Genomic DNA, 14,911 nt, shown 5'->3' with positions numbered 1-14,911 from the left:
AACCGACCTACGCCCACTTGTGAACGCCTTAGGCTTTGGCCTTGGACAATCCCCGCTCGGTCATGAAGCGCGCAAGTCGGCTTAGGCCTTCGGCGATATCATCGCTTGACCGCGCATACGAGAACCTCAAAGTCGTGTGGCCCCGCTGAGGGTCAAAATCCAAGCCCGGGGTCACGGCGACACCAGCCTTGTCCAGAATCTCGGCGGCGAAGGCTTGGCTGTCATTGGTTAGTTCAGAGACATCTGCATAAACATAGAATGCCCCGTCAGGAGGCGCGATATTTGTAAACCCTGCCTTGGGTAACCCTTCCAGCATCAACGCGCGATTTCTGCGGTATACATCCAGATTGGCTTGCAATTCCTCGTCGCAATCCATCGCGGCCAGCGCCGCCACCTGACTGGCATGCGGAGCACAGATAAACATGTTCTGGGCAATCCGTTCGACCACTCGCACCTGATCTTCGGGCACTACCATCCAACCGACGCGCCAACCTGTCATCGAGAAATATTTTGAGAAGGAATTGATCACATAGCACTCATCCGTCAGCTCCAGCGCAGTGACAGCCTTGGCCTCGTATTCCAGCCCGTGGTAAATCTCGTCACTGATGAACGAGGCCCCCTGCCCCTGCGCCGCCTCGATCAGCGCGCCCATTGCCGTGCGATCCAGCATTGTCCCGGTGGGATTTGCCGGAGACGCCACCATCAACCCTTGCAGGTCCAGCCCTGCAAAATCCGCCGGTACGGGCTGCAGCCGATTTTCCGGTGCAGTGGGCAGGTCGACCGGCACCAGCCCCAAAGCCTTCAAAATCTGCCTGTAAGATGGATAGCCCGGTGCGCCGATTCCAACCCGGTCTCCGCTGTCGAAAAGCGCGGTGAACGCCAATAAAAACCCCCCTGACGATCCGGGTGTGACCACCACCCGATCAGGGTTGAGGTCGACATCATACCATTCACCATACATCCGAGCGATGCGTTGACGCAGCGCAGGCATACCCAGCGCGACAGTGTAGCCCAGCGGCTCATGCTGCATCGCTTGGGTCAACGCGGCTGTCGCCCCCGTGGGGGCGCCGGTGCCAGGCTGGCCGACCTCCATGTGGATGATGGTGCGCCCGGCTTCTTCCGCTTTGCGCGCGGCCTCCATCACGTCCATCACAATAAACGGATCGACCCCGGACCGGGTTGAGTTTCGCATGCCCATCTCCCATGTTACTGACATGGCTTTTGAACGTGTATCCAGGCTGGCGTCAATCCCGGCCCTGTTGCTGCTTGTAGCGACATGGGCCGCGACAGTTGTTCAATCCGCCGCGCAAAGCCTGATCCGCGACCCGGACATCGAATATGGCCTGCGAGAGTTGGCGTTTCCCGTGCTGCGTGCTGCGGGCTTGAATACCAACAGAGTTCAAATTCTGGTGGTGAATGACAGCACGTTCAACGCCTTTGTCATTGATTACAATACCATATATCTGAACTACGGCCTGATCCTGAACGTCGAGTCCCCCGAGATGCTGCAGGCCGTGATCGCCCACGAAGCCGCGCATATCGCCAATGGCCATCTGGCGCGCCGTGTCGAAAACCTAAAGGCCGCACAACGCAATTCGCAATTGGGAACAGCCCTTGCACTGGTTGTCGCAGCTGCAGGCGGCGGCGAGGCTGCGGCCGGTATCGCCGCGGGCACATCAGGTTCAGCCTTGCGCAGCTTTCTAGGGCACACGCGGGCCGAAGAATCCTCGGCCGACCAAAGCGCCGCCAGTTACCTCAGATGGGCTGGCATTTCACCCAGCGGCATGGTTGCTCTACACCAGAAATTCGCAGGGCAGGAGTTGCTGAGCGAGATCAACCAGGACCCTTATATGCGTTCGCATCCCACAAGCCGCGAACGCTTGCGGGCCGCACAAACCTTTTTGGACGCGTTCGGGGATAGTGCGCTTCCAGATCAGAACGCCAAATATTGGTTTGCCCGTGTTAAAGGCAAACTATCCGCCTTTCTCAGATCCCCAAGCTGGACAATGCGCCGCGCCAAAGAGGAATCCGCTCAGGACATTCGCCTGATGCGCGAGGCCGCCGCCTATCACCAGAACCGGGACCTGAATAACGCGCGTGCTGCAATAAACGCAGCACTGGCTGTCCGTCCTGACGATCCGTTTTACTACGAATTGAAAGGGCAGATCCTGCTTGAAAATCGGCAAGTGGAGGCAGCTGTCGCCGCATACCGCCACGCGGTCGAGATGACGCCCAATGATCCTTTAATTCTGGCAGGATACGGTCGCGCCCTCTTGGCGCATGGTGAAACGAAGAACGCCCTGCAAGTGCTTGAAAAGGCACGGGCAAGGGACTTCAAGAACGCGCGCCTACTACGCGATCTGGGCGTTGCCTATTCACAAACCGGCAATACCGGCATGGCATCTACAGTCACCGCCGAACGATTTGCCTTGCAAGGCCAGCTGGCAGATGCAGGTATTCACGCAAGACGCGCCGTCGGGCAATTGCCCGAGGGATCCCCTGGTTGGCAACGCGCACAGGATGTGCTGATTGCCTCGGAACAAGCAGAAAAAAAGAAAAGGAAACGGAAATGATCCTCAGACATGCTGCACCGGCCCTTCTGGGTCTTTCCCTGATCACCGGTCCCGCACAAGCGCTGGACCTGAACGCCATGAGCGATGCCGAGAAAGAGCAGTTCGGCGCTCAGATTCGGGAATATCTTCTGGAAAACCCCGAAGTGATCATCGAAGCCATAAACGTGCTTGAACAACGCAACGCCGTTGCCGAGGCCGCTGCCGACAAGGAACTGGTGGCCGTCAATGCAGATGAGTTGTTCAACGACGGCTATAGCTGGGTTGGCGGAAACCCGGACGGCGATATCACCCTTGTCGAGTTCATGGACTATCGGTGCGGCTATTGCCGTCGAGCCGTGCCTGAAGTGGCCGGATTGCTGGCCGAGGATGGCAACATCCGGTTTGTCATCAAAGAGTTTCCGATCCTCGGCGACGCGTCCGTCGTCTCGTCCCGCTTTGCCGTGGCGACAAAACACGTAGCTGGCGACGACGCCTATAAACAAGTCCACGACGCCTTGATGGAATTTGGCGGAGAGCCCAACGAAGTCACCCTGCGCCGCCTGTCAGATGGCCTTGGGCTGGACAGCGATGCAATCATGGAGGCGATGGACAGCGATCGTGTAACCGACGAGATCAATCAGACCCGTGAATTGGCGCGTCGGATGCAGATTTCGGGTACGCCCTCTTTCGTTTTGGGCTCCGAAATGCTGCGCGGCTATCTGACTGCCGATCAGATGCTGCAGATCGCAGACGCCGTGCGGGCCGAACAGGGTTAAGTTTGAACGCAGGCGGTGCGCATTTGTGCGCCGCCCTATCTCTTACCGATCGGCCACAGCCATCGGAATTTCACGCAGCAATTTACGCCGAAGCGCTGCAGCATAGTTCTCATACCCAGCGGCGATTTCCACAAACGCACCGTGCCCTGAAATGACGTGATCGAGGTAATAGGCCAGCACTTCGGGCTCGGCCCCTTCGATCACCAGTGCGTTCACGGTGACATCTTGCATCACCTGCATTTCGCGCGCGACATGGGGACGAAAGCCGTTGTTGTGTTTGCCGTCCCCCGACACATCAATGACGCGCCGACGGCAATCGGGCCCATAGTCGAACATCAACGCTCCGAACGCCACCGCCGGGCCGATGCCGGTTCCACCCGTTGCACTTCGAGGGGCCGCCAGCACTTCGGCGGCAATCGATTTTAACCCTGCCACCCCAGTGACCAGACGCCAGGCCGAAATCTGCGTCTGCTGGCGTGAGTCTGACCACTCATACACCATAAGCGCCACGCCACCGGGTTGGGCCGAAATTGCCGTTACCACGTCAGGGTCCAATAAGGCGGCGGCGACGCCATCGCGCTGCAACTGATGTTCGGCCTCATCGACGCTCCCCGACACATCCAACGCAAAGGCCAAGGCCAACTCACACGCACGCGCCGCGCCAATGGGGGCAGTCCACATCAGTAAAACAACGACGATTATAGCCTTCATAGCACCGACTTGGCCCCAGAACGGCGCGGCCTGTCAACACAGACCTCTCCACCCTGTCGAGAACCCCGGCCTGCCTGGAACCGCCTGGCTGCGCTATTCCGCAGCCTCAGCTGCCGCGTCCAGTTCAGCCGCTTTCTTTTCGACCTGCTCAACGATGTGGTCGATCATCTGATCGTTCGACATCTTGTGGCTGGCTTTGCCCGCCAGATAGACCATGCCAGACCCCGCACCGCCGCCGGTAAAGCCAACATCGGTCATCAGCGCCTCACCGGGGCCGTTCACGACGCAGCCGATGATCGACAGGCTCATGGGTGTCTTGATGTGTTCCAGCCGCTGTTCCAGCGCTTCGACCGTCTTGATCACGTCGAACCCCTGCCGCGCACAAGACGGGCATGAGATGATGTTCACACCGCGATGGCGCAAGCCCAGAGATTTCAGGATCTCATAGCCCACCTTGACCTCTTCCACCGGGTCCGCGGACAGGCTGACGCGGATCGTATCGCCGATCCCCATCCACAGCAGATTGCCCAACCCAATGGCGGATTTGATGGTGCCGCTGACCAGCCCCCCAGCCTCGGTGATGCCCAGATGGATAGGGGCATCTGTGGCCTCGGCAATACCTTGATAGGCCGCCGCCGACAGGAACACGTCACTGGCCTTCACGCTGATCTTGAAGTTGTGAAAGTCGTTGTCTTCCAGAATGCGGATATGTTCGAGCCCGCTTTCGACCATCGCCTCGGGGCACGGCTCGCCGTATTTCTCAAGCAGGTGCTTCTCCAGCGACCCCGCATTGACCCCGATCCGTATCGAGCAATTGTGGTCGCGGGCGGCCTTGATCACCTCCTGCACGCGCTTTTCGTCGCCGATATTGCCCGGATTGATCCGCAGGCAAGCGGCGCCCGCCTCAGCCGCTTCGATCCCGCGTTTATAGTGGAAATGGATGTCGGCCACGATCGGTACAGGGCTTTCGCGCACGATCTCTTTCAACGCTTTCGAAGACGCCTCATCCGGGACCGAAACCCGCACGATATCCGCCCCTGCTTCGGCTGCGGCCTGCACTTGCGCCACCGTTGCTGCAACGTCGGTTGTCAGAGTGTTGGTCATGGTCTGCACGGCAATTGGGGCATCGCCGCCGATGGCAACATCGCCAACCATGATCTGACGGGATTTGCGGCGATAGATATTGCGCCACGGACGAACGTGATTGAGCGACATGGGAACAGGTCCAAGACAGACTAGGTTGCGCCTTTAGATAGTTCGCTTACCCCACTATCGCAATGGCTAGATCAATCAGATGCAGCAACAGGTTCCTGCGCCTGAAGCTCGGCCACAAGGCGCTTGAGCGCGCTGTTCTGCTCGGCTTCCAGATCCGCAACACTGTAGGTTTCGGCAACAGCGTCCTTGGATAGAATCACGCCTTTAGCAACTGTTCCCGGCGCGCCTACCGGGCCGAAATGTTCACCGTTCATTGAAAAGTAAACAGAACCCGACGCGCCGGCCCGAAGTTGCGGAGGTTCTTCCGTCAGAGGCACCTCAAAAGTGTTGCCCTGCTCTACCGTTCCTAATGTGCCTTCGAAGATGATACTGCCATCCGCAGCAGTTACGCGCATCCACGAAGGATTCACGGCCACAATCTTCAGCGTCGTATCCAGCTTTTCAACAACCTGCGGCAAAGCGGGACGTTCGACCGTGTGCACCTCGGCCACTTCAATCTGAGGCGGCTCGGGCGGCTGGAATGTTCCAACTGTGCGAGGGTCCAGAGTAGAAATCGGCGCGTCTCGGGCCACCAATACCGGCAGGTCCAACGCCTGGGGACGATACAGCCGGTCCAGAGCTTCAGCACTTGGCAAATCGGTCGCCGCCACTTGTTCGTCTGGTGTCGCACTGCGCGCAACGTCCAACGGATCGAGGTCGGACAGAACAACAGGTGCTTGCTCAACCGGGCTGACTTGAACTTGCTGAATGCGGTTCAGCACCGCCCATCCGCCGTATCCTATGCCACATATTACAGCCAGCAAAACCAGCGAAGACCCGATTGCACGCGGTTCGATCTGGCTGACAAACGACTCACGTCCGGGAACAAACGGCGTGTTAGGAGAGGTAAAGGGATCGCGTCCCATGGGACCGCGCGCGGGCAGCCCTCCATTTGGTTTGCGTACAACCGATGCTTCGGCCGACATGCCATGGGCAACTTCAAACCCGCTTTCGGCACAAAAGGTGGCGAAGGTTTCATCCGGGTTCATACCCAGGTAACGCGCGTAAGACCTGACGTACCCTGCGATAAAACCCGGTGTATCAAATGCGTCAGGGTCAGCGTCTTCTATGGCTGCAATGTAGTTGGCTTTGATCCGCAGCTCGCGTTGGACATCCAGTAGGGACTTGCCCATCGTTGCGCGTTCCCCGCGCATCCGATCACCCAGACTCACCTCGTAATCGTCAAAGCCCTTTGGCCTGACGTCGGTTTCATCTTCGGATTCGCGCTGAGATCTGCGCCCAATCATCCCTGCTGCCCCATTCTGCCTACGCGTGTTTCACGCAAGAACCGAATCAATCCTACACGATTCGGTCACTTCTTTTGTTAGCTTAAGCCTAACACGTGAAAAACACGTTGCACACTTTGGCGTGAGGTTAACCTGCGAGTTCGGCGCGATTTAGCGCACAATGTGACCAAAGTTCGTCCATCGCCTGAACCAGACTGTTCATTTCATTGGGTCCGTGAACAGGTGACGGCGTAAACCGCAAGCGCTCCGTTCCGCGTGGAACGGTCGGGAAATTGATCGGCTGGACATAGATGCCATAGTCATCCAGCAACATATCGCTCAGCTTCTTGGTGTGAACCGGGTTGCCAACAATCACCGGGACAATGTGACTGCCGTGGTCGATCAATGGCAGGCCCAACCCCTTGAGCCGCAGCTTGAGAATTTTGGCCTGCGTCTGGTGCTGCTCGCGGAGTTCAGGAGCATTCTTCAGATAAGCGACCGACGCCGCGGCACCCGCAGCGACGGCTGGCGGCAGAGACGTGGTAAAGATGAAACCCGGCGCGTAAGAACGCACTGCGTCACACATTTTCGCGCTTGCCGCGATATAGCCGCCCATGACGCCAAAGGCTTTTGCCAGCGTGCCGTTGATGATGTCGATCCGGTGGGCCAGACGGTCCCGCTCGGTCACGCCACCACCCCGATGGCCATACATGCCCACCGCGTGGACCTCATCGATATAAGTCAGAGCGCCAAACTCATCGGCGAGATCACAGATCTCTTCGATAGGACCAAAGTCACCATCCATCGAATAGACGGATTCGAACGCGATCAGCTTGGGTGCGGCAGGATCGTCGGCTTCAAGCAGTTCGCGCAGATGCGCAACGTCATTGTGACGGAAAATACGTTTCGCCCCACCATTGCGGCGTACGCCTTCGATCATCGAGGCGTGGTTCAAAGCATCCGAATAGATAATCAGCCCGGGGAACAGTTTGGGCAAAGTGCTCAGCGTCGCGTCGTTGGCGATATAAGCAGACGTGAACAGCAGCGCGGCTTCCTTGCCGTGCAAATCGGCCAGCTCGGCCTCAAGCTGTTTATGGTAAACTGTTGTGCCCGAAATATTGCGTGTACCGCCCGAGCCGGCACCGGCGGACTCCACAGCCTCGTGCATGGCGTTCAGGACAACAGGGTTTTGCCCCATGCCAAGATAGTCGTTGCCGCACCACACCGTGATGTTTTGCTGGGACCCGTCTGGGCGGGTGTGAACCGCATGCGGGAAATGACCATTGCGACGTTCAATGTCGATGAAGGTCCGGTAGCGTCCTTCGTCGTGCAGCATGGCAATCGCAGTATCGAGCTGAGCAGTATAGTCCACCGGTTTCTCCTTAACAGCCCAGCCAATCCACATTGACCGGACATATTCCACGACCCCGTTTTCGAACGACGCCGATGTGTTCCCAAGTGCTCGGACCATATAACCGAGTCCGGGAATGCTTATTTGATTTGCATCAAATATCGCTTCACTTGTGACGCGACAAGTAAAGTTACGGCTATCGGACGTGGGGAAACGACGCAGGGCAGCGCGCCATGTTTCCGATATTACCCAATATTCGCCGGCATATGGGCTGGACGGCGCCATCCGCGCTGATAGGGTTCGGCCATCAATCCCATTGGCAGGAGCCTTCCATGACGCTTGACGCAGTTCTGAACCGTATCGACGCCGATTTGCAAACCTCAATCGACCGCCTGATGGAGCTGTTGCGCATCCCCTCCATCTCGACGGATCCCGCGTTTGACGCTCAGGTCAGCCAGGCCGCCGATTGGTTGGTCGCCGATCTGAAAACAATCGGCATTCACGCCGAAAAGCGCGAAACCACAGGTCATCCGATGGTAGTTGGTCACATCGGAGAAGACAGCGACGCCCTTCATGTTCTCTTTTACGGGCATTATGATGTACAGCCGGTGGACCCGTTAGACCTGTGGAACCGTGATCCGTTTGACCCCGCAATCGAGGACACAGAAAACGGCCCTGTCATCCGCGGTCGCGGATCATCTGACGACAAGGGCCAATTGATGACCTTTGTCGAAGCTTGTCGTGCGTGGAAAGCAGTGCACGGTACCCTGCCCTGTCGCATCACATTTTTCTTCGAAGGCGAGGAAGAGTCTGGCTCACCTTCTCTGGTGCCTTTCCTGCGCGAGAACGCCGCCGAATTGAAAGCCGACTTGGCTTTGGTCTGCGATACTTCGATGGTGTCACGCGGAGTGCCCTCGATTGCCTCGCAACTGCGCGGGATGCTCAAGGACGAATTCACCATCATTGGTCCGCGTATCGATCTGCACTCGGGGCATTACGGCGGCCCCGGTCTGAATCCACTGCGCGAATTGTCAAGGATCGTTGCTTCTTTCTATGACGACGCGTCCGGCCGCGTTGCTGTCGAAGGCTTTTATGATGGCGTCCACGAAGTTCCAGCTGACCAACTTCGTCAGTGGCAAGGCTGCGGGTTTGACGAGGAAGACTATCTTAACTCCGTGGGCTATTCTCAACCGCACGGTGAAAAAGGGTACTCAACACTCGAACAGCAATGGGCCCGGCCAACGCTCGAAGTCAACGGCCTGTGGGGGGGATACAACGGCGCAGGTTCAAAAACGGTGATTCCGTCACGCGCGCACTGCAAGATTACTTGTCGTCTGGTTGGCGACATGGATCCTGATGATTTGCGCAACAAAATCCGCAAACATGTCGAAGACCGTCTGTCCGCCGACGCAAATGTCGAATGGGACAATGATCTGGAAGGCTCTCCAGCCTCGGTCATGAATCTAGAACGGCCTGAATTCGAAGCCGCCCGCGGCGCATTGTCTGATGAATGGGGCCGCGAAGCCGTGTTCACTGGTATGGGCGGCTCAATCCCTGTGGTCGGATATTTCAATACCGAGCTGGGTTTGGACTCGATGCTTGTCGGCTTTGCCAACGATGATGACGCAATTCACTCGCCGAATGAGAAATACGACGTCAAAAGCTTTCACAAAGGCATCCGGTCCTGGGCCCGCATCCTGGACGCGCTAACGCGCTAGGTTTTCAGCGAGGCTCTGCCTCGCGCTCCGAGGTATTTTTGGCCAGATGAATGAAGGATTCGTCTCTTCATCTGGCCGGAAATACCTCGGGGGAGTCGCCCAAAGGGCGGCGGGGGCAGCGCCCCCACCCTGGTCGATCACATGTGAATGACCTTGCCATAAGCGTCCAACACGCTTTCGTGCATCATTTCCGACAGGGTTGGATGCGGGAAAACCGTGTTCATCAGATCCTCTTCCGTGGTTTCCAACTGACGTCCGACCACGTAGCCCTGAATCAACTCCGTGACTTCTGCGCCGATCATGTGCGCGCCCAGCAATTCACCGGTTTTGGCGTCAAAGATGGTTTTGATCATCCCCTCTGGTTCACCTAACGCGATTGCTTTGCCATTTCCGATAAAGGGGAAGCGACCCACTTTGACGTCATAGCCCAGCTCTTTCGCCTTAGCTTCGGTATAGCCGACCGAGGCGACCTGCGGCTGGCAATAAGTACAACCCGCGATGCTTTCCGGTTTGACCGGATGCGCATGTTTGCCAGCGATCAACTCAGCAACCATGACGCCCTCATGGCTTGCCTTATGCGCCAACCAAGGCGCGCCCGCGATATCCCCGATCGCGTAAAGACCATCGACCCCGGTTCGGCAGAATTCATCCGTCACAACGTGGGTTCGGTCGATTTTGACACCCAAAGCCTCCAGCCCGAGATTTTCGACGTTACCAACGATTCCAACGGCCGAGATCACGGTGTCGAACTCGTGTTTTTCGACTTTACCTTTGACCTCAATATGCGCGGTAACCTTGCCCTTGGCGCGATCCAACTGCTTAACCATCGCTTTTTCCATGATGGTCATGCCCTGTTTGGTAAAAGCTTTCTTGGCAAAGGCGCTGATTTCCGCGTCCTCGACAGGCAATACGCGATCCATCACCTCGACCACGGTCGTATCAGCCCCAAGCGTGTTATAGAAGCTGGCGAATTCGATACCGATCGCGCCCGAACCGATAACCAAAAGCTTCTTCGGCATCCGTGGTGGCTGCAACGCGTGCTTGTAAGTCCAGACCAGATCACCGTCTGCTTCAAGCCCCGGCAGCTCGCGCGCGCGGGCGCCGGTGGCCAGAACGATGTTCTTGGCCGTCAGTTCTTCAGTTCCCTTTTCGGTTTTTACCGAAACCTTGCCCTTGGCGGGGATCGTCGCCTCGCCCATCACTACGGTCACTTTATTCTTTTTCAACAGGTGGCCAATGCCACCCGACAACTGGCCCGCGACTCCGCGTGATCGTTTAACCACCGCATCCAGATCATAGCCAATCTTCTCGGCCTTGAGGCCGAAATCCTTTGCCCGCTCCATCAAATGGAACACCTCAGACGAGCGCAGAAGCGCCTTGGTCGGGATGCATCCCCAGTTCAAGCAGATGCCGCCCAGATGCTCGCGCTCTACCACAGCAGCCTTCAGCCCAAGCTGCGCCGCACGAATGGCGGCCACATAGCCGCCAGGGCCGGCGCCAATTACGATAAGATCAAAAGATTTTGCAGCCATGTTTCCCTCTCGGCGCAGGTCGATGCAGAAATTAGTTCACCATTAAACTATATTTAGACATGCATCAACGAAATTGCCCGCGACATTACTAACGGCGGGTCAATTCGCGCTCATCGCGCATTTTTCAGCCTATACCGCACAGTTGCTAATGGCTAGAACATAGATACCGGGGCAACCCGACCCATTATTTTTTCACGACGAATTGGAATGACTTGTCATGGCCAGAACACTCTCCGACCTGTTGCTTGCTATGTTGAACGCAACGCTGATCCTGGTGGCTTTGTGTCTGTTTTTGGGCTGGAAACTAGCATCGACCGTCGAAGGCGTCACGACAGCCTTCGCAGAGAACCTTCACATCGTTGCCCCGCTTAAAGACGAGGTTCAGGGCGTGCGCGGAGAATTGACGGCCTTGCGCAGCGAGCTTTCCTCGCTGCGAGACAATACAATCCTTTTCGACAGCGCCACAGCGCAACAGATTTCAGCGGCACTAGGTAAACTCGACGGGCTCGAAACTAAACTGCAAGCAGCTCAGACACGCATCGCAGACCTGACCGAAGCACCGGATGAGCTGATACAAACCGCTATTACAACCACGGCCGACGTTGCCGCCGACCGAATTATCGCTATCCGTGGGTGCGTACCGGGTAGTTAACCAGCAGCCTGCAATTCCCGCACCGTCGCCCCATAGCCACCCATGTCCACATAGGCTGCTTCGTGTTCGGTCATGGGGCGCGACAGCGCCTCGTTCCTATAAGGGAAACGACCGAATTGGCGGATCACCTCACGATGGGCTCGGGCGTGCAACAGATTGCTGGCGTCGCCTTGGATGTTTTGACACATCAGTCGCACACAGCGTTCCTGATCACACAGGTTCTCAGAGTGCATCAGTGGCAGATAAAAGAACTGCCTGGCGGGTTCGTCGATCCTAAGATCCCAACCCTTGTCGACGGCACACTTCGCGGCCGACAACGCCGCACGATCAGACGCAAACGCCTTGGCGCTGCCTCGGAACATGTTGCGCGGAAACTGATCCATCAGAATGATGTAGGCCAGCGCGCCGCTGGGATAGGTAAGCCAAAGTGAGAACTTGCCCTCATTCGCGGCTTCCCACGTGGTCAGGAATTTTTCCCGGATTTCAGCATCCAGTGCCTCATCCTGCAGATACCAACCCTTGGGGCCGACTTCATCCAACCAAAAACTCAGTACGTCTTCAGGCCCTGCCATTGCCCTTAACTCCGTATGTTCGCCTCCCCAGGGACGTAACGTCATTTAAGGGCGTTTTACAGATTTGTGACAGTAACATATTGCAACATTTGCGCAATAATTCCGTGTTTTAGGCAACATTCTGCGTATCCTGCTCGGCCTCTGCCGCTTCCTCGGCAGCTTCGATGGCTACTTCCTGCGCGACCTCGAAGGCAACGGGCGAGGATGTTGGATAGATCGGAGACATTGTACCGGTCTCGTCGACGGGAATCGCAGCGCGCTGTGTCATGCGGTACATCGCATAAACAGCCGTCATGGCCAGCAACGCAGCAATGATCAGGAAAAAGCCCGGCGGTCCCAAGACTTTGTCCCCCATCAACCAACCTGTAATCAGCGGCCCCGAGATTGCGCCCATACCGTTAATGAACACCAGCCCTCCGGACGCAGCTGCCATATCTTCATGCTCCAGAAAGTCGTTCGTATGGGCGATCAGCATCGAGTAAAGCGGGTTAGACATGCCGCCAATGACAAAAGCCGAGACCAACAGGATCGGGAATGACACGCCGAACAGCATGCCACAGACCGCCCCGGCAGCCCCAGTGATCGCCACCAGCATGATCAGAAATCGCCTGTCCATCCGGTCCGAGAACCATCCCAGAGGGTATTGCAGCAGCACCGCTCCGACATAGAACGCAGCCACGAAGGTCGAGATTTCGGCCAACGACAAACCCGCCCGCGCGCCATAGACCGAAGCCATGCCAAACTGCGCCGAGAACACGCCGCCCAGAAGGAACATCCCAACACATCCCAACGGAGATTTCCCCATCAACTCGCGCAGGGTCATCGGTTTGGTGGTATCGAAGGCCGGTGTCGGCGAGATCGACAGCAGGATCGGTGCAAAAGAAACCGAAACCAGAATCGAGGCGATCACGAACGTCTCATAGCCGGACGGGTCACCAATCAGAACAAGCCCCTGCGCCGAGATGATCCCGGTCATCTGCACAATCATGTAAAGCGACAGTGCTTGCCCGCGGTTTTCGTTGTTGGCCGCATTGTTCAGCCAGCTTTCAGCGGTGACATACACGCCAGAAAAGCAAAACCCGATCACCACCCGGCCCAGAATCCACGCAATCTCGTTGGTGAGCAGTGGATACATGATCATCACTGCCGAAATGAATGAGGCCAGCGCAGCAAAGACACGGACATGTCCGACGCGCCGGATCATCTCGGGCGCAAGGCGGGATCCGCCGAGGAATCCCACGAAATAGGCCGACATCACGAATGACATTTGGAGGGTCGAAAACCCCTCGATCTCGCCACGGACACCGAGGATCGTCCCCTGCAGGCCGTTGCCGATCATAAGAAGACCCATCCCAAGAAGAAGCGCCCATGCGCTGGAAAGGACCTGAATCATTGGGGCCTCCGAATTGTGCCGACCTGACGTTTAGGTTCGTTTTGATATGAAAGCGGGTATCCGTCGTGTTTGTCTACGACATTACGATGACGTGATCCCGACACTTACGTCACTTTGGGACCAGCAGCGACGCATCCCCATACGAGAAGAAGCGATATTTCTGTTCAATCGCATGGGCATAGACGTCGCGCATCCGATCTTGCCCCATCAATGCCGATACCAGCATCAACAATGTTGATTTCGGCAAGTGAAAGTTCGTCATCAACGCGTCGGTCACGTTGAACTGAAATCCTGGGTAGATGAAAATGTCTGTCTCACCTTCCCATGCCTGAATGTCGCCACCGCGCGCCGCGCTTTCGATCAGTCGTAAAGCCGTTGTGCCGACCGGGATCACCCGGCCACCAGCAGCCTTGGTGTCACGGATTTCTTGCGCGGCCGCTTCGCTGACCCGGCCCCATTCCGCATGCATCTTGTGAGTTGTTACATCCTCGACCTTGACCGGCAGGAAAGTCCCCGCCCCGACATGCAATGTAACATGAGTGATCGCCACGCCCCGCGCTTGAAGTTCCTGCATCACCGCCGAGTCGAAGTGCAACGATGCCGTAGGGGCCGCGACTGCGCCAGAATTGCGCGCCCAGATGGTTTGATAGTCGGTCTTGTCCTGTTCATCTGCCGGGCGCTTGGCAGCGATATAGGGCGGCAAAGGCATCGCTCCGGCCTGCTCCAGTGCGGTGTCGAAATCCTCACCCGTCAGGTTGAACCGCAGGTGGGCCTGCCCGTCTTCGACCCGGTCCAGCGTCGCGCTCAACTCATCCGAAAACCTGATATCCTCACCGGGTTTGACCTTTTTCAACGGCTTGATCAAAGCGGTCCATGTCCCGTCCGCCTGCGGCTCCAGCAGGGTCGCCTCGATCGCGGCTGAGACCGGCCCCTGCGCACTGTCCCGATGACGGCGGCCGCTCAACCGTGCGGGGATCACGCGGGTGTCGTTCAGAACAAGGCGATCTCCGGGTTGCAGCCAGTCGGGCAGATCGAAAACATGCGCATCCGAAGTCACGTCACCGTTTGCAACCAACAGACGCGCCGATGACCGAGGAGTCGCAGGCCGCGTGGCAATCAAATCTTCAGGTAGGTGGAAATCAAAATCGCTCAGTTTCATGCGCGCGCCTTACAA

13 protein-coding genes are annotated in these 14,911 nt (G+C 57.3%); 4 read left to right on the top strand and 9 right to left on the bottom strand.

What is annotated here, in order from left to right; genetic code table 11:
- Positions 1 to 28: 28 nt before the first annotated feature.
- Positions 29 to 1,192: a pyridoxal phosphate-dependent aminotransferase gene (locus tag AC2FF7_RS12350; protein ID WP_496905695.1), complete on the bottom strand. Its 1,164-nt coding sequence runs from the start codon at positions 1,190 to 1,192 to the stop codon at positions 29 to 31.
- Here AC2FF7_RS12350 and AC2FF7_RS12345 point away from each other — a divergent pair.
- Positions 1,191 to 2,573: a M48 family metalloprotease gene (locus AC2FF7_RS12345; protein ID WP_496905694.1), complete on the top strand. Its 1,383-nt coding sequence runs from the start codon at positions 1,191 to 1,193 to the stop codon at positions 2,571 to 2,573. The genes AC2FF7_RS12350 and AC2FF7_RS12345 overlap by 2 nt on opposite strands.
- Positions 2,570 to 3,328, top strand: a complete 759-nt coding sequence (locus tag AC2FF7_RS12340) for a DsbA family protein (protein WP_496905693.1) — start codon at positions 2,570 to 2,572, stop codon at positions 3,326 to 3,328. Before AC2FF7_RS12345 ends, AC2FF7_RS12340 begins: the two co-directional genes overlap by 4 nt.
- A 42-nt stretch (positions 3,329 to 3,370) precedes the next feature.
- Here AC2FF7_RS12340 and AC2FF7_RS12335 read toward each other — a convergent pair whose 3' ends face one another.
- The 4 genes from AC2FF7_RS12335 to hemA all read right to left on the bottom strand — a co-directional run bounded on the left by AC2FF7_RS12335 (position 3,371) and on the right by hemA (position 7,891).
- On the bottom strand, positions 3,371 to 4,039 hold the full coding sequence (locus AC2FF7_RS12335; RefSeq protein WP_170752631.1) for a DUF1194 domain-containing protein: 669 nt from the start codon (positions 4,037 to 4,039) through the stop codon (positions 3,371 to 3,373).
- Between the two features lie 93 nt (positions 4,040 to 4,132).
- The gene (gene ispG / locus AC2FF7_RS12330) at positions 4,133 to 5,254 is read right to left on the bottom strand and encodes a flavodoxin-dependent (E)-4-hydroxy-3-methylbut-2-enyl-diphosphate synthase (RefSeq protein ID WP_170782593.1); all 1,122 of its coding nucleotides are present in this window, start codon (positions 5,252 to 5,254) and stop codon (positions 4,133 to 4,135) included.
- Positions 5,255 to 5,325: 71 nt separating this feature from the next.
- The gene (locus AC2FF7_RS12325) at positions 5,326 to 6,540 is read right to left on the bottom strand and encodes a helix-turn-helix domain-containing protein (RefSeq protein WP_480865764.1); all 1,215 of its coding nucleotides are present in this window, start codon (positions 6,538 to 6,540) and stop codon (positions 5,326 to 5,328) included.
- 127 nt (positions 6,541 to 6,667) lie between these two features.
- The gene (gene hemA, locus AC2FF7_RS12320; RefSeq protein ID WP_496905711.1) at positions 6,668 to 7,891 is read right to left on the bottom strand and encodes a 5-aminolevulinate synthase; all 1,224 of its coding nucleotides are present in this window, start codon (positions 7,889 to 7,891) and stop codon (positions 6,668 to 6,670) included.
- Positions 7,892 to 8,202: 311 nt separating this feature from the next.
- Between hemA and AC2FF7_RS12315 the strand changes: the two genes are divergently transcribed.
- A complete protein-coding gene (locus AC2FF7_RS12315; RefSeq protein ID WP_480865766.1) occupies positions 8,203 to 9,588 on the top strand; it encodes a M20/M25/M40 family metallo-hydrolase in 1,386 nt (461 codons plus the stop codon).
- 137 nt (positions 9,589 to 9,725) lie between these two features.
- Here the strand turns inward: AC2FF7_RS12315 and lpdA are convergent, their stop codons facing one another.
- Complete coding sequence (lpdA, locus tag AC2FF7_RS12310) at positions 9,726 to 11,120, bottom strand: dihydrolipoyl dehydrogenase (RefSeq protein ID WP_480865768.1); 1,395 nt, start codon at positions 11,118 to 11,120, stop codon at positions 9,726 to 9,728.
- A 217-nt stretch (positions 11,121 to 11,337) separates the two neighbouring features.
- Between lpdA and AC2FF7_RS12305 the strand changes: the two genes are divergently transcribed.
- On the top strand, positions 11,338 to 11,772 hold the full coding sequence (locus tag AC2FF7_RS12305) for a hypothetical protein (RefSeq protein WP_170752621.1): 435 nt from the start codon (positions 11,338 to 11,340) through the stop codon (positions 11,770 to 11,772).
- Here the strand turns inward: AC2FF7_RS12305 and AC2FF7_RS12300 are convergent.
- The 3 genes from AC2FF7_RS12300 to queA form a co-directional block, all read right to left on the bottom strand.
- Positions 11,769 to 12,344 (bottom strand): DUF924 family protein, encoded by a 576-nt coding sequence (locus AC2FF7_RS12300; RefSeq protein ID WP_170354496.1) that lies wholly within the window; start codon positions 12,342 to 12,344, stop codon positions 11,769 to 11,771. The two genes, AC2FF7_RS12305 and AC2FF7_RS12300, sit on opposite strands and share 4 nt — an antisense overlap.
- Before the next feature lie 109 nt (positions 12,345 to 12,453).
- Complete coding sequence (locus tag AC2FF7_RS12295; protein ID WP_170354497.1) at positions 12,454 to 13,737, bottom strand: MFS transporter; 1,284 nt, start codon at positions 13,735 to 13,737, stop codon at positions 12,454 to 12,456.
- Positions 13,738 to 13,846: 109 nt separating this feature from the next.
- Complete coding sequence (gene queA, locus AC2FF7_RS12290) at positions 13,847 to 14,896, bottom strand: tRNA preQ1(34) S-adenosylmethionine ribosyltransferase-isomerase QueA (protein ID WP_480865770.1); 1,050 nt, start codon at positions 14,894 to 14,896, stop codon at positions 13,847 to 13,849.
- Positions 14,897 to 14,911 lie beyond the last annotated feature (15 nt).

The sequence above is a fragment of the Ruegeria sp. YTSC325 genome (assembly GCF_059609525.1).
The sequence above is the reverse complement of the archived record's forward strand: the minus strand, read 5'-3'. Positions and strand labels throughout refer to the sequence as shown.

What these genes read in the sequence shown, in the direction of transcription:
- AC2FF7_RS12300 (WP_170354496.1), bottom strand. Translation starts at nt 12,344, where the DNA reads ATGGCAGGGCCTGAAGACGTACTGAGTTTTTGGTTGGATGAAGTCGGC.
- lpdA (WP_480865768.1), bottom strand. Translation starts at nt 11,120, where the DNA reads ATGGCTGCAAAATCTTTTGATCTTATCGTAATTGGCGCCGGCCCTGGC.
- AC2FF7_RS12345 (WP_496905694.1), top strand. Translation starts at nt 1,191, where the DNA reads ATGCCCATCTCCCATGTTACTGACATGGCTTTTGAACGTGTATCCAGG.
- queA (WP_480865770.1), bottom strand. Translation starts at nt 14,896, where the DNA reads ATGAAACTGAGCGATTTTGATTTCCACCTACCTGAAGATTTGATTGCC.
- AC2FF7_RS12325 (WP_480865764.1), bottom strand. Translation starts at nt 6,540, where the DNA reads ATGATTGGGCGCAGATCTCAGCGCGAATCCGAAGATGAAACCGACGTC.
- AC2FF7_RS12305 (WP_170752621.1), top strand. Translation starts at nt 11,338, where the DNA reads ATGGCCAGAACACTCTCCGACCTGTTGCTTGCTATGTTGAACGCAACG.
- ispG (WP_170782593.1), bottom strand. Translation starts at nt 5,254, where the DNA reads ATGTCGCTCAATCACGTTCGTCCGTGGCGCAATATCTATCGCCGCAAA.
- AC2FF7_RS12295 (WP_170354497.1), bottom strand. Translation starts at nt 13,737, where the DNA reads ATGATTCAGGTCCTTTCCAGCGCATGGGCGCTTCTTCTTGGGATGGGT.
- AC2FF7_RS12335 (WP_170752631.1), bottom strand. Translation starts at nt 4,039, where the DNA reads ATGAAGGCTATAATCGTCGTTGTTTTACTGATGTGGACTGCCCCCATT.
- AC2FF7_RS12315 (WP_480865766.1), top strand. Translation starts at nt 8,203, where the DNA reads ATGACGCTTGACGCAGTTCTGAACCGTATCGACGCCGATTTGCAAACC.
- AC2FF7_RS12350 (WP_496905695.1), bottom strand. Translation starts at nt 1,192, where the DNA reads ATGCGAAACTCAACCCGGTCCGGGGTCGATCCGTTTATTGTGATGGAC.
- AC2FF7_RS12340 (WP_496905693.1), top strand. Translation starts at nt 2,570, where the DNA reads ATGATCCTCAGACATGCTGCACCGGCCCTTCTGGGTCTTTCCCTGATC.